Annotated in this window: 20 protein-coding genes; 11 read left to right on the forward strand and 9 right to left on the reverse strand. The window is 67.8% G+C overall.

Annotation, left to right across the window (positions count from 1 at the left end):
* Positions 1 to 51: 51 nt before the first annotated feature.
* From HYG95_RS15130 to HYG95_RS15145, 4 genes are all read left to right on the forward strand, one after another.
* Complete coding sequence (locus HYG95_RS15130) at positions 52 to 951, forward strand: helix-turn-helix transcriptional regulator (protein WP_181698578.1); 900 nt, start codon at positions 52 to 54, stop codon at positions 949 to 951.
* Entirely contained in the window at positions 948 to 1,148 is a 201-nt protein-coding gene (locus tag HYG95_RS15135) for a DUF397 domain-containing protein (protein WP_067497279.1), read from the forward strand. The genes HYG95_RS15130 and HYG95_RS15135 overlap by 4 nt, the downstream gene beginning before the upstream one ends.
* Positions 1,145 to 1,357, forward strand: coding sequence for a DUF397 domain-containing protein (locus HYG95_RS15140; protein WP_181698579.1), 213 nt, complete (start codon positions 1,145 to 1,147; stop codon positions 1,355 to 1,357). Before HYG95_RS15135 ends, HYG95_RS15140 begins: the two co-directional genes overlap by 4 nt.
* A 96-nt stretch (positions 1,358 to 1,453) precedes the next feature.
* A complete protein-coding gene (locus tag HYG95_RS15145; protein WP_243749793.1) occupies positions 1,454 to 1,591 on the forward strand; it encodes a hypothetical protein in 138 nt (45 codons plus the stop codon).
* A 15-nt stretch (positions 1,592 to 1,606) separates the two neighbouring features.
* Here HYG95_RS15145 and HYG95_RS15150 read toward each other — a convergent pair whose 3' ends face one another.
* Genes HYG95_RS15150 through HYG95_RS15160 form a run of 3 tightly spaced genes read right to left on the reverse strand, consistent with a single transcriptional unit; the run spans position 1,607 to position 5,180 of the window.
* On the reverse strand, positions 1,607 to 2,350 hold the full coding sequence (locus HYG95_RS15150) for a succinate dehydrogenase/fumarate reductase iron-sulfur subunit (RefSeq protein WP_181698580.1): 744 nt from the start codon (positions 2,348 to 2,350) through the stop codon (positions 1,607 to 1,609).
* Between the two features lie 2 nt (positions 2,351 to 2,352).
* Positions 2,353 to 4,278 (reverse strand): fumarate reductase/succinate dehydrogenase flavoprotein subunit, encoded by a 1,926-nt coding sequence (locus HYG95_RS15155; protein WP_181698581.1) that lies wholly within the window; start codon positions 4,276 to 4,278, stop codon positions 2,353 to 2,355.
* A gap of 29 nt (positions 4,279 to 4,307) precedes the next feature.
* Positions 4,308 to 5,180 carry a hypothetical protein gene (locus HYG95_RS15160; RefSeq protein ID WP_255495376.1) on the reverse strand — a complete coding sequence of 291 codons (873 nt, stop codon included), beginning with the start codon at positions 5,178 to 5,180 and terminating at the stop codon, positions 4,308 to 4,310.
* A gap of 167 nt (positions 5,181 to 5,347) precedes the next feature.
* Here HYG95_RS15160 and HYG95_RS15165 point away from each other — a divergent pair, with 167 nt between their 5' ends.
* Positions 5,348 to 6,532: an acetyl-CoA acetyltransferase gene (locus HYG95_RS15165; protein ID WP_181698582.1), complete on the forward strand. Its 1,185-nt coding sequence runs from the start codon at positions 5,348 to 5,350 to the stop codon at positions 6,530 to 6,532.
* 110 nt (positions 6,533 to 6,642) lie between these two features.
* Here HYG95_RS15165 and HYG95_RS15170 read toward each other — a convergent pair whose 3' ends face one another.
* The 3 genes from HYG95_RS15170 to HYG95_RS15180 all read right to left on the reverse strand — a co-directional run bounded on the left by HYG95_RS15170 (position 6,643) and on the right by HYG95_RS15180 (position 9,485).
* Complete coding sequence (locus tag HYG95_RS15170; RefSeq protein WP_067497270.1) at positions 6,643 to 6,933, reverse strand: hypothetical protein; 291 nt, start codon at positions 6,931 to 6,933, stop codon at positions 6,643 to 6,645.
* Between the two features lie 193 nt (positions 6,934 to 7,126).
* The gene (locus HYG95_RS15175) at positions 7,127 to 8,050 is read right to left on the reverse strand and encodes an alpha/beta fold hydrolase (RefSeq protein ID WP_181698583.1); all 924 of its coding nucleotides are present in this window, start codon (positions 8,048 to 8,050) and stop codon (positions 7,127 to 7,129) included.
* A gap of 253 nt (positions 8,051 to 8,303) precedes the next feature.
* On the reverse strand, positions 8,304 to 9,485 hold the full coding sequence (locus tag HYG95_RS15180) for an AAA family ATPase (protein WP_067497266.1): 1,182 nt from the start codon (positions 9,483 to 9,485) through the stop codon (positions 8,304 to 8,306).
* Positions 9,486 to 9,580: 95 nt separating this feature from the next.
* Between HYG95_RS15180 and HYG95_RS15185 the strand changes: the two genes are divergently transcribed.
* The 4 genes from HYG95_RS15185 (at position 9,581) to HYG95_RS15200 (ending at position 12,208) form a co-directional block, all read left to right on the forward strand.
* A complete protein-coding gene (locus HYG95_RS15185; RefSeq protein WP_255495377.1) occupies positions 9,581 to 9,892 on the forward strand; it encodes a hypothetical protein in 312 nt (103 codons plus the stop codon).
* 333 nt (positions 9,893 to 10,225) lie between these two features.
* Complete coding sequence (locus HYG95_RS15190) at positions 10,226 to 10,789, forward strand: C40 family peptidase (RefSeq protein WP_067497265.1); 564 nt, start codon at positions 10,226 to 10,228, stop codon at positions 10,787 to 10,789.
* Between the two features lie 3 nt (positions 10,790 to 10,792).
* Positions 10,793 to 11,185 carry an RNA-binding S4 domain-containing protein gene (locus tag HYG95_RS15195; protein WP_370465805.1) on the forward strand — a complete coding sequence of 131 codons (393 nt, stop codon included), beginning with the start codon at positions 10,793 to 10,795 and terminating at the stop codon, positions 11,183 to 11,185.
* Between the two features lie 78 nt (positions 11,186 to 11,263).
* Complete coding sequence (locus tag HYG95_RS15200; protein ID WP_255495378.1) at positions 11,264 to 12,208, forward strand: MBL fold metallo-hydrolase; 945 nt, start codon at positions 11,264 to 11,266, stop codon at positions 12,206 to 12,208.
* A gap of 13 nt (positions 12,209 to 12,221) precedes the next feature.
* Here the strand turns inward: HYG95_RS15200 and HYG95_RS15205 are convergent, their stop codons facing one another.
* Positions 12,222 to 13,151: an NAD(P)-dependent oxidoreductase gene (locus HYG95_RS15205; RefSeq protein ID WP_181698584.1), complete on the reverse strand. Its 930-nt coding sequence runs from the start codon at positions 13,149 to 13,151 to the stop codon at positions 12,222 to 12,224.
* Between the two features lie 157 nt (positions 13,152 to 13,308).
* On the opposite strand from HYG95_RS15205, the gene HYG95_RS15210 reads away from it, so the two are divergent.
* Positions 13,309 to 15,681, forward strand: a complete 2,373-nt coding sequence (locus HYG95_RS15210) for a lysylphosphatidylglycerol synthase transmembrane domain-containing protein (RefSeq protein WP_181698585.1) — start codon at positions 13,309 to 13,311, stop codon at positions 15,679 to 15,681.
* Here the strand turns inward: HYG95_RS15210 and HYG95_RS15215 are convergent.
* Complete coding sequence (locus HYG95_RS15215) at positions 15,678 to 16,172, reverse strand: hypothetical protein (protein WP_181698586.1); 495 nt, start codon at positions 16,170 to 16,172, stop codon at positions 15,678 to 15,680. The genes HYG95_RS15210 and HYG95_RS15215 overlap by 4 nt on opposite strands.
* A gap of 274 nt (positions 16,173 to 16,446) precedes the next feature.
* Here HYG95_RS15215 and HYG95_RS15220 point away from each other — a divergent pair, with 274 nt between their 5' ends.
* On the forward strand, positions 16,447 to 17,214 hold the full coding sequence (locus tag HYG95_RS15220) for a GntR family transcriptional regulator (RefSeq protein WP_181698587.1): 768 nt from the start codon (positions 16,447 to 16,449) through the stop codon (positions 17,212 to 17,214).
* On the opposite strand, the gene HYG95_RS15225 is transcribed toward HYG95_RS15220, so the two are convergent.
* Positions 17,206 to 18,651: a threonine/serine exporter ThrE family protein gene (locus tag HYG95_RS15225; RefSeq protein WP_181698588.1), complete on the reverse strand. Its 1,446-nt coding sequence runs from the start codon at positions 18,649 to 18,651 to the stop codon at positions 17,206 to 17,208. The genes HYG95_RS15220 and HYG95_RS15225 overlap by 9 nt on opposite strands.
* Between the last annotated feature and the right edge of the window lie 48 nt (positions 18,652 to 18,699).

An 18,699-nucleotide genomic window follows, 5' to 3' on the forward strand; every position in this document is an offset into this window, starting at 1 on the left:
CCCAAGGGAGAGTGCAGGATTCCCCACAGCGCGAATCGAAGGAGCACGGCTGTGGCCACTGCATCTAACCGAACTCCGGCGGCGTCTACGCTGCCGCGCCGTCAACTCGGCCGCCATCTGCGTGAATGGCGGACCAAGGCGGGCCTGACCATCGCCGAGGCGGCCAAACGCATGGAATGGGGCGCGAGCACCCTGCAACGCCTGGAAAAGGGCCACGCCGACCGCATCCGCACCATCGATATCAACGAACTCTGCCGCATCTACGGCGTCCCGCGCGAGGTGACCGACGGGCTGGCCGGCCTGGCTCAGCAGGCCGCCGTCAAGAGCTGGTGGCACGCATACGGCGACCTCATTCCCGAGAATTTCGACATCTACATCGGATTGGAGGCCTCCGCCCGCAGCCTGCGCACCTATCAATCCGAGCTCGTCCCCGGACTGCTGCAGACCGCGGACTATGTGCGCACACTGAATCAGCTTGCCTGCCCGAAAGATTCACCCGCCGAACTCGAACGGCGCGTATCACTGCGCATGCAACGCCAGACCCTGATCGGGCGCGAACACGAACCGGCCGAACTCGATGTCGTTGTGCACGAGTCGGTCTTGCATCGCGTCGTCGGTAATGCCAAGGTGATGGCTGCGCAGTTGCGCCATCTTGCCGATTTCGGTACCCGGGGCAATGTCGCACTGCGTATTCTGCCGTTTGCCGCCGGTGTTCCACTCGGAGTCTCCACCGGACCTTTCACGGTTCTCGAGTTCGGCACCGATGGCAGCGGTAAACCGGTCGAACCACCGGTGGTGTACGCCGAAGGCTTTACCGGCGACCTCTACCTGGAACGACGCACGGATGTCACACGGTACGACCGGGCTCACGAGTGCCTCCGGCGCCATGCGCTGGATTGTCAACCGAGTAGAGACCTGCTCCGGCGGGTCGCGAAGGAGTATGTGGCATGAGTTTCGATCTCGTCGACGCACACTGGTTCAAGAGCACCCGCAGCAGCGCGAACAAAGATTGCGTGGAAGTTGCCTTTCTGTTCGGCGGTCACGTCGGCGTGCGTGACAGCAAGAATCCGGCCGGGCCCGCGCTGGTCTTCGACGGACCGAGCTGGGACGCCTTCACCCGCAGCATCGACACCGGGGTACTGGCGTGAACACCAAACGCGATATTGATCTCACCGGGGCCACCTGGCAGCGCGCCGGCGACGGTGACGACGCGAGCGTCGAGGTGGCGATGCTCGACGAGGGCAACGTAGCCCTGCGTGACGGCAAGAACCCCCACGGCCCGGTGCTCATCTTCACCCCGAGCGAATGGGCGGCGTTCACGGCGGGCGTGCACGACGGTGAGTTCGACCGCCCGTAACGTTTGCCGAATGCCCCCGGTGGGTAATCTTTCTTCATGGACCGAGGGTTGAAGAAAACTGCACCCCGGTACCGGAGGCTGGCGCCTGAGGACGGGGTGGAACGCCTGATCGTGATCCTGCTTTTCGCGGTATCGGCGATCGGAATCTACACACTCACCGGATCGTTGCTCGCGGCGCTGTTCATCGGATTGCTGGTCGGATCGGTAGCGGTAGGGACCGTGGCTGTCTTGTAGCGGACAGCCACGGCCTCACCGCCGGAACAATTTATTGCCGAGCCAGACAATCGGATCGTATTTACGGTCGACCACCCGTTCCTTGAGCGGAATCAACGCATTGTCGGTGATCTTGATGTGTTCCGGGCACACCTCGGTGCAGCATTTGGTGATATTGCAATAGCCGAGACCCGCGTCCTCCTGGGCGAGTTCACGCCGGTCGGCGGTGTCGAGCGGATGCATCTCCAGTTCCGCGATGCGCATCAGGTAGCGCGGCCCGGCGAATTCCTGCTTGTTCTCCTCGTGGTCGCGCACCACGTGACAGGTGTTCTGGCACAGGAAACACTCGATGCACTTGCGGAACTCCTGCGAGCGTTCCACGTCGACCTGCTTCATCCGGTACTCGCCCGGCGCGAGGTCCGGCGGCGCGAAAGACGGTATCTCCCTGGCCTTCTCGTAGTTGAACGACACATCGGTGACGAGATCTTTGACCACCGGGAAGGTGCGCATCGGGGTGACCGTGATGACCTCGTCGGGAGCGAACGTCGACATGCGGGTCATGCACAGCAGCCGTGGCCGCCCGTTCACCTCCGCCGAACACGAACCGCACTTGCCCGCCTTGCAATTCCAGCGCACCGCCAGATCGGGCGTCTGGGTGGCCTGCAGGCGGTGGATGATGTCGAGCACCACCTCGCCCTCGTTCACCGCGACGGTGTAGTCCTGCAGGTCGCCGCCGTCGATGTCACCGCGCCAGACCCGGAAACGAGCGTCGTATCCCATGGTCACGCCTTTCCTTCGGCCGCCGGGTGGGCCGCCAATTCTTGCTCGGTGTAGTACTTTTCGAGCTCGGAGAATTCGAACAGGGCCAGCAGGTCCTCGCGCATGGGAGTCTGTTCCTTGCGGGTGACGGCGACGCCGGGCACCAGTCCGCCCGAGCGCGCCGGATCCAGCGCGCAGACCAGCAGCGAATTGCGCCAGGTCGGATCCATGCCCGGGTGGTCGTCGCGGGTGTGTCCACCTCGGCTCTCGGTACGCAACAGCGCCGCCTGGGCAACGCATTCGCTCACCAGCAGCATGTTGGCCAGGTCGAGCGCCAGGTGCCAGCCGGGATTGAAGTGCCGGTCGCCGACGACGGTGACCCGCGCGTACCGGGCGCGCAGGGCGGCCAGTTTGTCGATGGCCTCGCGCACCTCGTGTTCCTTGCGGATGATGCCGACGAGGTCGTTCATCGTCTCCTGCAGCTCGGCGTGCAGGGTATAGGGGTTTTCGCCTGCGCCGTCTGTCGGCGGATCGAACGGTGCGAGAGCGATTTTCGACGCCGACTCGATATCGGCGTCGGTGGGTGCGGGGCGCTCGGTCAGCCCGCCGACGTAGGCCGCGGCGCCGAGACCGGCCCTTCTGCCGAACACCAGCAGATCCGACAGGGAATTCCCGCCCAGCCGATTGGAACCGTGCATGCCGCCGGAACACTCACCGGCAGCGAACAATCCGGGTACCACGGCCGCACCGGTGTCGGGATCGACCTCGATGCCACCCATCACGTAGTGGCAGGTGGGCCCCACCTCCATCGGTTCGGCGGTGATGTCCACATCGGCCAGTTCCTTGAACTGGTGATGCATCGACGGCAACCGCCGCACGATCTCCTCGGCGGGCATCCGGGACGCGATATCCAGGTACACCCCACCGTGTTCGGTGCCGCGACCCGCCTTCACCTCCTCGTTGATCGCGCGTGCCACTTCGTCGCGGGGGAGCAGGTCGGGGGTGCGGCGCGCGGAGTCGTTGTCGCGCAACCACTGATCGGCCTCGTCCTCGGTCTCGGCGTACTGGCCCTTGAACACCGGCGGGATGTAGTCGAACATGAACCGCTTGCCCTCGGAGTTCTTCAGCACACCACCGTCGCCGCGCACACCCTCGGTGACGAGGATTCCCTTCACACTCGGCGGCCACACCATGCCGGTCGGATGGAATTGCAGGAACTCCATATTGATCAGCGTGGCGCCCGCGCGCAGCGCGAGGGCGTGCCCGTCGCCGGTGTACTCCCAGGAGTTCGAGGTGACCTTGTAGGACTTGCCGATACCGCCGGTCGCGAGCACCACCGCCGGCGCCCGGAACAGGACGAATCGCCCCGACTCACGGTAGTAGCCGAACGCGCCGGCGATCTTTCCGTCCTCGGTGAGCAGCTCGGTGACCGTGCACTCGGCGAAGACCTTGATCCGCGCCTCGTAATCGCCGGTCGCCGCGTAGTCCTCCTGCTGCAGCGACACGATCTTCTGCTGCATGGTCCGGATCAGTTCCAGCCCCGTCCGGTCACCCACATGCGCCAGACGCGGGTAGGTGTGGCCGCCGAAGTTGCGCTGGGAGATGCGTCCGTCGGGCGTTCGGTCGAACAGCGCCCCATAGGTTTCCAGCTCCCACACCCGGTCGGCTGCCTCGCGGGCGTGCAGTTCGGCCATCCGCCAGTTGTTGAGGAACTTGCCGCCGCGCATCGTGTCCTTGAAGTGGGTCTGCCAGTTGTCCTTCTCGTTGGCATTGCCCATCGAGGCCGCGCACCCGCCCTCGGCCATCACGGTATGTGCCTTGCCGAACAGCGACTTACACACCACCGCCACCGAAAAGCCTTGCTCGCGTGCCTCGATCACGGCTCGCAGACCCGCGCCGCCCGCCCCGATCACCACGACGTCGTAGTCGTGCCGTTCCACCTCTGGCATCGAAATGAAGCTCCTCGCGTTGTCGCGGTTCAGTTCACGAACCGCAGATCCGAAATGGTCTGGCTCGCCACCAACATCACGTAGAAGTCGGTGAGGACGAGGGTGCCGAGCGTGGTCCAGGCCAGCGCCATGTGGCGGGTGTTGAGTTTGGACACCTGGGTCCAGAACCAGTACCGCACCGGGTGAGCCGAGAAATGCTTGAGCCTGCCGCCCGCGATGTGCCTGCACGAATGGCACGACAGCGTGTACGCCCACAGCAGGATGACGTTCACCAGCAACACCACATTGCCCAAGCCGAAGCCGAAACCGCCGCCGCTGCCGTGGAACGCCGACAGCGCGTCATAGGTGTTGATCAGTGAAACGACCAGCGCCACATAGAAGAAGTAGCGGTGCGCGTTCTGGATGATGAGCGGCAGACGTGTCTCGCCGCTGTAGCGTGCGTGCGGTTCGGCCACCGCACACGCCGGCGGCGACATCCACATCGACCGGTAGTAGGCCTTGCGGTAGTAGTAGCAGGTGAGCCGGAACCCGAGCAGGAACGGCAGCACCACGAACCCGAGCGGAATCCACATCGGCAGCTCGGGAAACGGCGTACCGAAATGGCTCGAACCCGGCACGCACGAATCGCTGAGGCAGGGGGAGTAGAACGGCGTCAGGTAGTGGTACTCCGGCACCCAATAGGCCGTGCGCACAAACGATCTGACCGTCGCGTAGGCGACGAAGGCGGTCAGGCCGAGGGTGGTGAGCAGCGGCGGCAGCCACCAGCGGTCGGTGCGCAACGTGCGCGCGGCGATACGGGCCCTTGTTCGGCTGAAGACGCCGGTCCCCGCGGCGGGGGTGGTGGTCGGTGCGGCACTCACGGTCGATGCCTCGCTGCTCTGCAGGTGTGCGGCGGCAATCATTCCCCACCGCTGTGGACTGTGATGTGGAGCACCATACGCCTGTGTTCCGGCCGCTCGAGTCGGGTCGCACGCACTCACCTGCCTCGCATGGCGGTGATCTCCATCACAGCGGTGCGCCTGTGAAGGCGCGTCATGCCCGTGCAACAAACGTGTGGTGCCCTATGGCCATGAGAAGAGCCGCGATCGTGGCGCCGGTCCGCACCCCGAGCGGGGTGGAGGGCGGGGCGCTGTCGGGAATGCCCGCCGAGTGGCTGGCGACGACGGTCCTTTCGGCGGTGATCGAACGCTCCGGCATCGACCCGCTGCGCATCGAGGACGTCGCCATGGCCTGCGTCGACGGCGGTCTGGCGAACGTGCCTGCCGTCGGCGCGCTGGCCGCCCGGGGCGCCGGACTGCCGTTCGCGGTGCCCGGCTTTCTCACCGACCGGCACGGCGGCAGTGGGCTGCAGGCCGTGATCACCGCCGCCATGATGGTGCAGACCGGCGCCGCCGACGTGGTGGTGGCCGGGGGCGTGGAATGCGTGACCACCCCGGCCGGACTACCCGGTGGCGTCGAGGGCCTGCACAATGCCGAGCGGCTGGCCGGCTACTACGGGATCGATCGCACCGCGGCCGACGAGTTCGCCGTGGCCAGCCATCGCAAAGCCGCGCGCGCCTGGCGCCAGGGCGCGTTCGGTGCGGAGGTGGTTCCGGTGGATGTCGGCCCGGGACACGGTGGGCACCAGATCGGCCGCGACGAAGGCGTGCGCGACGACCTGTCCACGCACACCCTGGCCGGCCTGCGGCCCCTGCTGCCCGACGGCGTGGTGACGGTGGGGAACATGAGCAGCCATCGGCTCGGTGCGTCGGCCTGCCTGGTCGTCGCCGAGGACCGGCTCACCTCGCTCGGCTTGACCCCGATGGCCTTCCTCGCGGGCTGGGCCGCCGCGGGCTGTGACACCTCGGGTCCCGCGCTCGGCGCCGCACCGGCGGTCGCCAAACTGCTCGGCCGCACCGGCCACACGCTCGACGATGTCGACTTGCTCGAGATCAACGAGGGCTACGCGGTGGAGGTGCTGGCCCTGGCCACCGCCTGGGAACTTGACCCGCTCGACCGCCTCAATGTGAACGGCTCCGACATCGCGCTCGGTCACCCGGTCGGTGCGACCGGCCTGCGGATCATGACCACGATGCTGCACGAACTCGGCCGCACCGGTGGGCGATTCGGGTTGGAAGCCATCGCCCTCGGCCACGACCACGGCATTGCCGCGCTGTTCGAATCGGCCGAATCCGACGAGCCGGTGGAGACCCCACGCGGCGCCCGCTTCCACGGTGTCCGCGGCGGTCGGCGATTGGGTAGACACCGCGCCTGACCGGTCGGCCTGCACCGCGGGCGAGCCACACGCGGCAGTGTGTCAGGCCCGTGCACCGCGGACAGGGATCGGCGCGGCAACCCGGAGGCTGCCGCGCCGAGGTCGTGCTCCTACTTGGTCCTGGGCCGCGAGTGGAAGCCGAGGCCCTCGTCCTGCGCACCCATCCAGGCCGCCTCGTCGGACTTGCTGTCGGGAACATAGATCGGTTCCGCCCGGCGCGGTACGGCCAGTTCCGGCGGGGGCGCCTGCTCGAAGTCCTCGGCGTCGATGACGAGCCGCTCGAGGTCGTTCTCCAACCGGCGCACGGTGGCCGCGTCGCCGTAGTTGGAGCGCAGTGCGCCGATCGATTGCCGGAGTTGGCCGACCGCGTAGCGCAGTTCCGCGATATCGCTGCGTGTCATCGTTACCTCCTGGGTATATGGCGGGCATACCGACTCGCCGGATCACGGGCACGCCCGAAAAGCTCCCGGGCCGCACTGCACCGAGCCGTGTGACTCACCACACAACGTGATCTCCACCACAGTAACTGATCTTTTCGGTTTACGCCCGAAGTTGCTGGGGATTCGGCGGTTGCCGTCGGATAACTGTTGGATGTCAGCCCGCGATGGCGTAGCGGTTGTGAATGCTCACACCGGAGCGCTCCACCAGCGCGGCGATGGCGTGGGCCACCTCCTCGGCGTGTTCGAGAATCACGCTGTGACCGGCACCTTCGATCCGTACCAGCTCGGCACCGGCCAGTTCCGAGGCCAGCGCGATCGAATGCGTGAACGGCACCATCAGGTCGGCGGATCCGGCGAGCACCAGCGCGGGCAGGTCGCCGAAGCGGCGCAGGGTGTGCGCCTCGTCGAAGGTGAGCAGCGAGTTCAGGAAGCCCGCCATGGTGAGCAGGGCGGTCTCGTTGAGGATCGCCGTGGCGATCGCCGTCGTGCGGGTGCGCTCCCGGCCCTCGCGGATCAGCGGCCCGAACACCCAGCGTGACAGGCGCTTCGAGGCCTGCATCACCCGTGGCGCGTGGACCACCGCACGCTGCAGGGAGGCGACGGCGTGCCGGTTGAGCAGTCTGCCGAGACCCAGCTCGGTGAGCCCGCCCGCCGCGCCCGCGATGAGGCCGACGCCGGTGACCCGCGTACCGATGGTCTCCGGGTACAGCCGGGCGTAGGCGAGCAGCACCATCGCGCCCATCGAGTGCCCGACCAGCACCACCGGGCCGGCCGGTGCGATCGTGCGCAGCACCGCGTCGAGGTCGGCGGCGAGCTGGTCGATGGTGTAGGTGTCGTGGTGGGCGTGGCCGGATTCGCCGTGGCCGCGGTGGTCGTAGAAGACCATCTTGGTGTCGGAACTCCAGCGGGTGTGCAGCTGTTCGCGCAGGCGGGCCCACGATTCGGTGTGCAGGCAGTGGCCGTGCACGAAGACGACGGTCATGGGGGCGTCGGGGGACCCGTAGGTGCGGGTGGCGATCGGCGTGCCGTCGTCGGCGACGACGGTGCAGCGGCGGGCCTCGGCCGTTGTGGTGTCCATGGGCTGGGCCTCCTGGTCGACTGCGTGCGCGGGCTGTGGTGGTGTTTCGACCTAGGTAGCCCTGGCGTTAACCGGGCATGCCTCGCGTTATTCAGCCGATGCGCAAAAGACTCCGGGGTGGCCGTTCTCGTGATCGCAGGAAGCTCTAAAGGAATCTAGGGTTTCATCCAGAAACCCGAAGACGAGTGTCGAGAGGGCCTTCGTCAGCCACTTATATCGATATCTAGTGAAATGACTATAGAGGTGAATATTTCTATACGCTGCGCAGATAGCGCCCGAAATGCGGAACGGTGAAGCCGATCGTCCCGCGCTCGGCGGAGTAGATCAGGCCCTTCTTGATGAGCCCGTCGCGGGCAGGGGAGACCGAGGCGGGCTTACGGCCCAGCTCGGCGGCGACCGCGGCCGTGGCGACCGGGCCGTCGTCCCCGGCCAGATCGGCCATCGCCCGCATGTACTCGCGCTCCGCGGGGGTCGCGCGTTCGTAGCGCGAACCGAAGAAGCCGACGGCGAGTTCCTCCTCGGCGGCGGGGGAGGCCACGGCCACGTCCTCGGCCGTGATCGGGCTCTCGGGCGCCTGGTCCCAGGCCGCCTTCCCGTACGCCTGCACGAAATACGGGTAACCGTCGGCCCTTTGGTACAGCGAATCGAGCGCCTCGGAGGTGAACTTCACCTCCTCACGCTCGGCGGGCGCGATCAGCGCCTGATCCGCCGACTCCCGGTCGAGCCGATCGATGCGGTGATAGCTGAACAGACGCTCGGAATAGCTCTTCGAGGCCGACAGCACCGCGGGCAGGTGCGGCAGACCCGCACCGACCACGATCAACGGCGCGGCATCCTGGCTCAATTCATGGCAGGCGCCGCAGATCGCCGACACATCGGCGGGCCCCAGATCTTGCATCTCGTCGATGAATATGCCGATGCCCACGCCGATCGCGGCGGCGAGCGCCGCGGCCTCCTTGAACAACTCGATCAGATCGATCTCGATATCGCCGGAATCGGCCCGGCCGGTCACCGCGGGCACATCGATACCAGGCTGCCAGCGTTCCCGCATGCCCTTGTCGGCGGTGGCGCGCAACGCGAAAGCCTTGAGGATGCCGAGGAAATCGTCGACCTGTTCCGGATTGCGATGCGCCATCGCGACCGCGCGCACCGCCATGTGCAGCGCCGAGGACAGCGGCCTGCGCAGATCCTGATCGGGCCGTGCCTCGATCTTGCCGGTACCCCAGCCGCGCGACACCGCGGCCGACCGAAGCTGATTGAGCAGCACGGTCTTTCCCACTCCACGCAGCCCGGTGAGCATCACACTGCGCTCGGGCCGCCCGCGTGCCACCCGTTCCAGGACGATGTCGAAGGCGGCGAGTTGCTTGTCGCGCCCGGCCAATTCGGGCGGACGCTGACCGGCGCCGGGAGCATAGGGATTGCGCACGGGGTCCATGCCTGGCAACCGTAGCGCGTGTGCACGGCAGAATCTCGGTAACTCTGTGCCGTGTCCTAGATACTGCTAGCGAACCCGAGAAAGAACGGAGCCCGATGTTCGAGGAGCCAAGCTCGGAGCAACCATCGCGAGACGAGGACGCCACGTCACCGGTCTACCTGACGCCCGCCCAGGTCGTCGCCGGCTGGCGGGTGCCACCCGGCGCGCACCGGGCCGACACCATCAAGCGTGGCGTGCTGGCAGCCCTCGCGGCGGGAACCGGCGACATGAACCCCGTGGAGGCCGTCGCCCACATCGCCATCGGTCCGGTCGTCGCGGCGCTGGGCCGCCTCGAGGCCGACCTCGCCGATGCCCGCAGCCGCATCGCCGAACTCGAACAGGCGCTGCGCGACCGCGACGGGCAGTGACATCGGGAGACCGCGCGACATCGGGAGACCGGACCGTTATCCCTCTCGACACGCCGTGGCAGCGCGCTGAACAGGGCTTTGGCTGCAGCGGGAAAACAACTTGCGGGCACCGCTGGACACCGTGGATCACAGGCCGTAATCTTCTCGTGACTTAGTGGAGTCTGTCGCTTCGTCAGAGAAGCGGCGCCACGGGTCACCGCCGAATAGTCGTGTTTCCCAAGCGAACACGACAGCGCGGCGGGTGAGCAGCAAGATCGGAGACTCGTCTCGGTGGGTAAACACAGCTTGCAGCGGGATTCTCGTCTGCCGAATTCCGTCAAGGGTGCACTCGTCATGGGTGCGGTGGCCGCCACAACCGGTGCGATGCCAGCGATTTCGCAGGCCGCCACGATCAACATTCCGGGCCTCGGCAATTTCGATCTGCCGCCCGAACTCGAACAGCCCGCCCAGCAGGTGGAAAAGCAGCTGCAGTCCATGGTCGCCCCGCAGGGCCAGGCCGCGCCGCAGCTGCCGAGCGTGCAGTTCGACAACCCCTTCGAGCAGCAGCAGCAGTCGGCGGGCAACATCGCCCTCGACGCCGCGCGCAGCAAGCTCGGCGCCTCCTACAACTGGGGCGCCGCGGGCCCGTCGAGCTTCGACTGCTCCGGTCTCGTGCAGTGGGCCTACCGCCAGGCCGGTGTCGAGCTGCCCCGCACCAGCTTCGAGCAGTCCCACGTGGGTGCGCCCGTGTCCTTCGACAACCTGCAGGCCGGTGACATCGTCATCACCAACGGTGGCGGCCACGTCGGCATCTACGCGGGCAACGGCCAGCTGTTGAACGCCGTGCAGTCGGGCACCCCGGTGTCCTACACCCAGCTCTCCGCCGACGACGTCGTAACGGCACGCCGTATCGTCTAAGGGGTGTCCCCAGCGGAACAACGATCACCCGACCAGGCCCGCATCGATGCGTGGACCTGGTCGGTTCGTCTGTTCAAGACCCGGTCGGCGGCGGCCGATGCCTGCCGCGCCGGGCACGTGCGCGTCAACGGGGTGACGGTGAAACCGGCCCAGCCGGTGCGTCGCGGTGACGAGATCAGGATCCGGCATGCCGGGACCGAACGCATCGTCGTGGTCGAGCAGATCATCCACAAGCGCGTCGGCCCACCCGTGGCCGCCCAGTGCCTGATCGACCGCAGTCCACCGCCCCCACCGAAGGAAGTCCTGGCCACCTTGCCGCGCCGCGATCGTGGTGCGGGCAGGCCGACGAAACGCGAACGCCGCGAGACGGACCGGCTGATGGGACGCATCGACTGATAGCCCGGTATTCGCTGGATGTGGATGCGGAATCATTGCGGTAGTCGGTCGTCGCCGCCATCGCCTACGGTGGCACTCATGGGTGAGCACAGAGCTATGTTGACGACGCTTCTCACCTGTGGTGTCGCCGCGATCGCCTCGGGCCCACGGCTGCTGTGGCCGCGCGGCGCCGACACCCGCTTCCTCGCCGCACTCGAGCAGGCGCCGCTGCCACCGGCCCGGCACACCGTCTCGCTCGCCGCGCTCACCCAGGCCGAGTTGTCGGCACCGACCGCGGCGGTCGTCGAGGGTACCCGGACGTTGCGCTGCACACCACTCACCATGTCGGCCTTCCTGATCCGCCACCCCGAGGCCACCTTCCTGGTCGACCCCGCCCTCTGTGCCGGTGTGCACCAGCGGGTGCTGCCCGAACTCGCCTTCCCCATCGCGCACGTGGTCGCCCTCGACGACCCCGTGCGCGGCCTGAGTGAGGCGCTCGCCGACCACGAACTCACCGGCGCCGACATCGACTTCGTGCTACCGACCCACCTGCACTGGGATCACGTCTCCGGGCTCTACGAGTTGCCCGGCTGGGTGCCGATCCGCGTGCCGGGAGCCGAATACCGCTGGGCCATGGGCGATTCCGGTGCGCCGTTCGCCGTGGCGCGTGGCCCGCTGCGTGGACGGGTGTTCGACCTGTACGACCTCGACGGCCCACCGGTACTCACCTTCCGTCGCAGCCACGACCTGTTCGGCGACGGTTCGGTCCTCATCGTCGACCTGGTCGGCCACACGCCCGGCAGCGTCGGCGTACTCCTGGCCGTGGACGACGGCAGCCGTGTGCTGCTGGCGGGCGACGCGGTGTGGAGCAGGCGGCAGATCGAACTGATCCGCGAAAAGGCGCCGATTCCCGGCGATTTCGTCGACCACGACCGCACCGCCGCGTTCGAGACCATCCACCGCCTGCACGCCCTGCCGCCGGAGATCGAAGTGATCCCCGCCCACGACCGCGCCGCCGTCAACGCCCGCGTCGCCGCATCCTGACCGCGCGAGCAGGTCAACGGGCCGCGAGTCCTTCGGCGACGCTGGAATACTTGGGCTGCCAACCCAATTCCGCGTGCGCGAGTTCGCTGGATATCCGCATCGACGTATCACCCATCAGTGCGGCGATATAGGGCACACCGAGCCGGATCAGCCACAGCGGCAACCGGATCGGCCGCGGCGCCTGCTTGCTGTGCCGCACCAGGCGGAAGAACTCACCCCAGGTGATCGGGGTGTCGTCGGCCAGGTTGTAGGCGCGACCGGCGACCCCGCGTTCCAGCGCGGCCACCGTCGCGGCGGCGGCGTCCTCGGTGTGCAGCCAGCTGTTCACCCCGCCCTCTCCGCGCGGGCCCACCGGCTGATGCTTGCGCATCATGTCGCCGAAGAGGTCGCTGAACGCGCCCGGACCGTAGAACAGCCCGTAGCGCAACGCGATCGCCTCGAGGCCGGGCGCCGCGAACGCCTGCTCCTCCGCCGACACGCACGCCCGCACGACTTCGTCGGCCACGCCGCCGTCGTACACGCCGAACGTGTCGCGTTCGGTGAGCGGAACCGTGCCGTGGTCGCGGTAGCCGTAGCCGAGGATCAGCGACTGGGTGAGAAAGCGCCGCGCACCGACCAGCTCGGCCGCCTCGAGCAGATGGGCGGAACCGACCGTGCGCAACAGGCCGGTCGGATCGTCGGCGGGGATGCGGCGCTGGGGCTTGGCATCGCGCAGCGCGGTGGCCTGATGGATCACCGCGTCGGCGCGCAGACCGTCCAGCGCGCGCAGCAGTGCGTCGCGGTCGAGGACATCGGCGGTGAGGGGTTCGGCACCGAGTTCGCGAACCAGCCCGTGGTTGGCCGGGTTGCGCACGATGGCGGTGACAGTGTGCCCGTGGGCGGTGAGTGCGCGGATCAGAGGGCGCCCGATGGCACCGGTCGCCCCGGCGAGCAGAACCTGCATGATCGTTCCTTCCGATGAGGTAGTTCCTTGCTTCCTGGACGGGACGCGGCGTCGTAATGTGACGGTCTGTGACCCGGTTCACGCTGGTCAAAGGCGACTACGAGATTGGGTGATGTCACGGCGGTTCCACGGCGTGTCGGTGTGTATCGTGCGGCTCATGCGAGTCGACGGGCGGGAGATCCCGGTCACGGGGAGTCTCCTGCAGCCGAGGATCAGGCGGACGAGTGACATCGTCCGCGTGGTCGCGGCGTCGTTGGGCGTCGGCGTCGTGGTGGCGGGTTCGCTCATCACCCGGCCCGAATGGCTGGCGCTGGAACGGTCCGTCGCCAAGATCGTCGACTTCCTCAGTCCCGAGCAGTCGACGCTGGTCTATCTGATCTACGGGATGCTCATCCTGGCGTTGCCGTTCGCCATCTTCATCGAACTCGTGGTGCGCCGGCAGTGGAAACTGCTGTTCGGCTACGGCGCGGCGGGATTGCTCGCGGTGCTGGCCCTGTCGATCACCGGGGCGGGCATCTCCACGCCCAAATGGCATCTGCCGGTGCCCGACCGGTTCGACACGTTCCTTTCCCAGTTCCTCGACGATCCGCGCTGGATCGCGATGCTCGCCGCCATGCTCACCGTGTCGAGCCCGTGGTTGCCGGTGCGGCCGAGGCGCTGGATGTGGTTTCTGCTGCTGATGTTCGCGCCGATCCACCTGGTGGTGAGTTCGGTGGTGCCCGCGCGGGCGATGCTCGGTCTGGTCGTCGGCTGGCTGGTCGGCGCCGTGATCGTCTGGCTGGTCGGCACACCCGCACTCGAGGTGCCCCTCGACGCCGCCGTGCGGGTGCTGGCCGAACGCGGCTACACGGTGAACTCGTTCCGGGTGGTCCGCCCCGCCGGTCGCGGGCCGCTGCTGCTCGCCACCGCCGTCGACGGGCCCGAATCCGAACTCATCGTCGAGCTGTACGGCAAGAACCAGCGCAGTTTCGGTGCCATCCGCCAGCTGTGGCGCTGGCTCACCTTCCGCTCCAGCGAGACCGCGCCACTACACGGCTCGCTGCACCGCGCGGTGGAACATCGAGCGCTGCTCGGTATCGCCATCGGCGATCTCGGCATGGCCTCGGCGCATCAGGTCGCGGTGGCGAGCCTGAACCGTGGCTGGATGCTGTACGCGCACACCGTCCCTCGCGGCACCCCCTTGCGCAAGCTCTCCGCGCAGGTGCTGCCCGGGGTGTGGCGCTCGCTGGTCCGCCTGCACGACAACCAGATCAGCCACGGCGACCTGCGCCCCGATCATGTGCGAATGTGCCAGGGCGACACCCTGTTCAACGGTTTCGCCGCCGCCGAATTCGGGGCGTCGGACTCCCAGCGCCAAACCGATATCGCGCAGCTGCTCGTGTCGACCACCGCGCTGTTCGGCAAGCACGAGGCCGTGTCGGCGGCCGTCGCCGTACTCGGCGAGAGCGCCGTCGTCACCGCCGCGGGCAGGCTCACCAAATCGGCCATGCCGGCGGGCATCCGCAAGACGGTGCCGAAGTGGGCCAAGGTGATGGCCACCGCGCGGGAAGAGGTGCGGGAGCAGACCGGTCACGACCGCATCGGCTCCGAACAGCTCACCCGGTTCACCCGCAATCAGGTGATCCAGCTGGTGCTGCTCGTCGCGCTCGTCTACGTTGCCTACCCGTTCTTCAGCCAGGTGCCCACGTTCTTCAGCCAGCTGCGCACCCTGAATTGGTGGTGGGCGCTGCTCGGTCTGGTCATCACCGCGTTCACCTACGTCGGCGCGGCGGCCGCGCTCGGCGCCTGTGCCGATGGGCTGGTCCGGGTCCGTGACCTGTTCCTCGAACAGTTCGCCAACACCTTCGTCGCCACCACCACCCCGGCCGGTGTCGGCGGACTCGCCCTGAGCGTGCGGTTCCTCGTGCAGGCGGGCATGTCGACCGCGCGGGCCACCGGCGCTGTCGCCCTGCAGCAGTCCATGCAGGTGCTCACCCACCTGGTGCTGCTCGTCGTGTTCAGTGTCGTCGCTGGCACTTCGACCAACCTCGCCCACATCGTGCCCGACGCCACCGTGCTGTACCTGGCCGCGGGGGTGGGCGTCGGGTTGATCGGCGCGTTCATGTTCGTGCCGAAACTGCGCCGCTGGGTGAACCATTCGGTGTGGCCGCAGATCCGGGAGGTGGTGGGCGAGGTCGTCGCGCTCGCCCGCAACCCGATGCGGTTCTCCGTGATCGTCGGCGGGTCGGCGGTGATCACGCTCGGTAAGGCATTCGTGCTGTGGGTGAGCGTCGAGGCCTTCGGTGGCGGAACCGATTTCGTGGCCGTCACGATCGTCACCATGATCGGCGGCACCCTCGCCTCGGCCGCGCCGACCCCCGGCGGTGTCGGCGCGGTGGAAGCGGCCCTGATCGGTGGTCTGGCCGCCTTCGGGGTGCCCGCCGAGATCGCGGTGCCGGCCGTGCTGCTCTATCGCGTGCTCACCTGCTGGATCCCGGTGGCGCTCGGCTGGCCGATCATGCGCTGGATGGGCGAGAAGAACATGATCTAGTTCGCCCGCAGCGCGATGGTGAGCCCGTCTTTCTCGCAGACCGACGGGACGGCCGGGTCGGGCTGGGCGCGGCAGCTCCAGCCGTCGACCTCGAGCTCGTCGGACGGCTGGATCGTCGTCACGTAGGTGGCGGCGACGTCGATCGCCTCGGTGCAGCCGGGTCGGCCCGCAGGCGAGCCGACGGCGATCACCGTGCGGGTGCCGCCGACAGCGTCGGTGACCGGCCCGCAGTCCACGTCCTCGACGGGCTCGTCGGGGGCCGCGCTCGTGGTCCTCGACGCGGTGGCAGTCGCCCTGGTCGTGCTCGATGCCGCTGCGCGGGTCGACTCGACGATCTCACTCGGCGGGGCGATCACCTGGGCCGATGTGGTCGGCGCGACGGTGCTGCTCGGGTGTGCGGACCGATTGCCGGAGTCCTCACCACAGCCGGAAGTTCCGGCGATCACGGTGAGCGCGGCGACCGCACACGCGACGAAATGAATCTGCTTCAACGCATCCTCCAGAGTCTGGGGTCCCGCCGATACGTGCGCATTCAATCACGATGCGGCGCAACGCTGTCTGATCCGCGCGCAGCCGAATCGGGAATTCTCGCTGCCCGAATCGTCGGTTGCCTGCCGGTCGCTGAACATGCCGGTCGGTCGGATCGGTTTGCTGATCGGCCGGGGTGGGGAATCACCGCGAGGATTGCCGACCGTGCCAAGCGTCGTGTCCAGCGCCTAAGCTGTCTGGGACGTAGCCGGATCATGACCGAGAGGTGTTTCTTCGATGGGATCCCGGACGGTGGTCGCCGACGTCGCCGACGAGCTGGCCCGCCGTGTCGCCACCGGCGAGTACCGGCCGGGCGAGCTGATGCCCTCGGTGCGCCAGGTCGCGGACGAATTCGGGATGAACCGGGCCACCGCCCAGCTCACCCTCGGCAGGCTCGAGTCCTACGGCTTCGTCGAGGCGCGCCGCGGCAAGGGCTTCACCATTCGCGATGTGCGTTCCGAAGGCGGGATGGACGCCTACCGGCACCTGTTCCGCTTCTCCCTGTCGGCGCCGGATATCGCGGCGGAGATGTTCGCCGACATCGTCGAGGTGGAACGCGGCATCGTGCTCGAGGCCTTGCTCACCTACACCGGCGCGGCGAAAACGCTCGACCACCGCGACTTCGCCGCAACCGTCGACGAGCTGGAGGCGCTCGCCCGCCACACCGTGCCCGACTATCCGCGCATCATCGCCACCGAGATCGCCCTGATCCGGCGGATACTCGGTGCGCTCGGGATGAGCATGCAGCGCGCGGTGCTCAACACGATCGGCGACATGGTCGCCGAGGTGCCCGAGGCGGTCACCGCCTACTTCGCCGTCGCCGCCGACCTGCACGTGCTCGTCTGGCGTGCGCTGCTCGCGGTGTGGGAGTCGGGCTCCGAGCCGACAGAGGCGCAATCGGCCCTGTTCGTCGACCTTTTCGCGCTGTACCACGAGAAGGTGATCGCCCGGTTCGACGATCTGCTCGGCATCACCGCCCCTGCGGCCGAGGCCGAATCAGCCTGAGCTGTCTGGGTCGCCGTGGCGGCGGGCGTCGGCGGCGTGCCGCGCGTCGGCCGTGTGATGCCACGGCAGGTGCGCTCTCGGCACGATCGAATCGAGGATCGGTCCGACGTGCGGCGGGTAGGAGGCCCGCAGGCCCGAACCGACCATCACGCCGAGCGCGATCGACATCACCGACAGCAATGCCGAGGCAATCACTTCCAGTCCGCCGCTCGCGGCACCACCATGGGTGCGCAGCACCAGCTCCGAGATGCCGGTGAGGCTGATGCCGCCGGGCACGAGCATCCAGAACGCGGGCAGGAAAGCCACCTGCGTCGGCGGTGCGTTCTTGCGGTTCCGGATCAGATAGGCCGCGGGCACGGCGACGAGACCGCCGAGAAACGTGCCGGTCAGCGGGCCCGACAGCGCCTTTCCGGCGAACTGCGCGAGATAGGTGATGTAGAGGACGAGCAGCAGCCAGCCCACCGAATTCTGCGGCGCGCTCGACCGCCACGAATGCCCGTACCCGATCAGCAGCACCCCGAGCAGTGGTGCCCACCAACCCAATTGGGCCGAACTCACCGGAACCGTCTGTAACTGCCCGAGCAGACTGATACCGACGAACAGCCCGAAAGCCAACAGGAACAGCATGTTGATGCCGTAGACCAGCCGGCTGGCCCCCGCCACCATCGACCCGGTCGACAGCTCGATCGTGCCGTTGGTGAGCATGGCCCCGGGCAGCAGCGTCGCCACGGCGGGGATCAGCAACTGCTGCGGCTGACCACCGGCCAGCGCGCCGGGGAACCCGAACGACAGCATCGCGACCACGGCCGCCGCGACCACCGGCAACGACGACTTCAACAGCCGGAATCGGTCGGCCAGCTGGGTGAGCAACCCGACGATCAGCCCGAGCACCACGTACCCGACCAGTGCCCGCGCCCCGGGATTGAGCATCATGCCGATACCGACTGTCAGCACCACGTGACCGAGCAGGATCACCAACGGCGGACTGCCCGGTTTCGCCGACAGGATCTTGTCGAGGTCGGCCGATGCCTCGGCCGGCGGCGGCGCGTCCTGCTCGATCTTGTCGATGAGCTTGTAGAGCCCGGCGATCTGGTCGAGCGGCAGGGTGCCGACCCGCGCGTCGAGCATGTCGACCGCGGATCCCTCGTGCGTGCGAACGCGCACGAACACCGCCGTGGGCAGCACCATGAAATGGATGTTGTCGGTGGCGTATCGCTTGGACAGCCGGTCGAGGATCTGCTGCACACCCTGGGAGGTCTCGCCCGAGCCGACCAGCGCCACGCCGAGGCGGCACAGCAGGTTCAGCAGATCGGCCGGTACCGGTGGGTCGTCCACCGGCGCCGGCCGGCCGGGGTACTGCGCGCGGGTGGTCGCCACTGCCTCGGCGACTCGCTTGCGCGCCGCCGCCCACGTGCTGATCCTGTGTTCGGAAGCCATGTCACCGCCGTCCGCAACCGTTGGGCACTGTGCACCTGGGTGAGATAC

The organism is Nocardia sp. GTS18 (genome assembly GCF_013839555.1).
GTDB classification, from domain to species: domain Bacteria; phylum Actinomycetota; class Actinomycetes; order Mycobacteriales; family Mycobacteriaceae; genus Nocardia; species Nocardia rosealba.

What these genes read in the sequence shown, in the direction of transcription:
- HYG95_RS15160 (WP_255495376.1), bottom strand. Translation starts at nt 5,180, where the DNA reads ATGATTGCCGCCGCACACCTGCAGAGCAGCGAGGCATCGACCGTGAGT.
- HYG95_RS15205 (WP_181698584.1), bottom strand. Translation starts at nt 13,151, where the DNA reads ATGCAGGTTCTGCTCGCCGGGGCGACCGGTGCCATCGGGCGCCCTCTG.
- HYG95_RS15170 (WP_067497270.1), bottom strand. Translation starts at nt 6,933, where the DNA reads ATGACACGCAGCGATATCGCGGAACTGCGCTACGCGGTCGGCCAACTC.
- HYG95_RS15180 (WP_067497266.1), bottom strand. Translation starts at nt 9,485, where the DNA reads ATGGACCCCGTGCGCAATCCCTATGCTCCCGGCGCCGGTCAGCGTCCG.
- HYG95_RS15155 (WP_181698581.1), bottom strand. Translation starts at nt 4,278, where the DNA reads ATGCCAGAGGTGGAACGGCACGACTACGACGTCGTGGTGATCGGGGCG.
- HYG95_RS15135 (WP_067497279.1), top strand. Translation starts at nt 948, where the DNA reads ATGAGTTTCGATCTCGTCGACGCACACTGGTTCAAGAGCACCCGCAGC.
- HYG95_RS15190 (WP_067497265.1), top strand. Translation starts at nt 10,226, where the DNA reads ATGGGTGCGGTGGCCGCCACAACCGGTGCGATGCCAGCGATTTCGCAG.
- HYG95_RS15225 (WP_181698588.1), bottom strand. Translation starts at nt 18,651, where the DNA reads ATGGCTTCCGAACACAGGATCAGCACGTGGGCGGCGGCGCGCAAGCGA.
- HYG95_RS15220 (WP_181698587.1), top strand. Translation starts at nt 16,447, where the DNA reads ATGGGATCCCGGACGGTGGTCGCCGACGTCGCCGACGAGCTGGCCCGC.
- HYG95_RS15210 (WP_181698585.1), top strand. Translation starts at nt 13,309, where the DNA reads ATGCGAGTCGACGGGCGGGAGATCCCGGTCACGGGGAGTCTCCTGCAG.
- HYG95_RS15150 (WP_181698580.1), bottom strand. Translation starts at nt 2,350, where the DNA reads ATGGGATACGACGCTCGTTTCCGGGTCTGGCGCGGTGACATCGACGGC.
- HYG95_RS15185 (WP_255495377.1), top strand. Translation starts at nt 9,581, where the DNA reads ATGTTCGAGGAGCCAAGCTCGGAGCAACCATCGCGAGACGAGGACGCC.
- HYG95_RS15200 (WP_255495378.1), top strand. Translation starts at nt 11,264, where the DNA reads ATGGGTGAGCACAGAGCTATGTTGACGACGCTTCTCACCTGTGGTGTC.
- HYG95_RS15175 (WP_181698583.1), bottom strand. Translation starts at nt 8,050, where the DNA reads ATGGACACCACAACGGCCGAGGCCCGCCGCTGCACCGTCGTCGCCGAC.
- HYG95_RS15165 (WP_181698582.1), top strand. Translation starts at nt 5,348, where the DNA reads ATGAGAAGAGCCGCGATCGTGGCGCCGGTCCGCACCCCGAGCGGGGTG.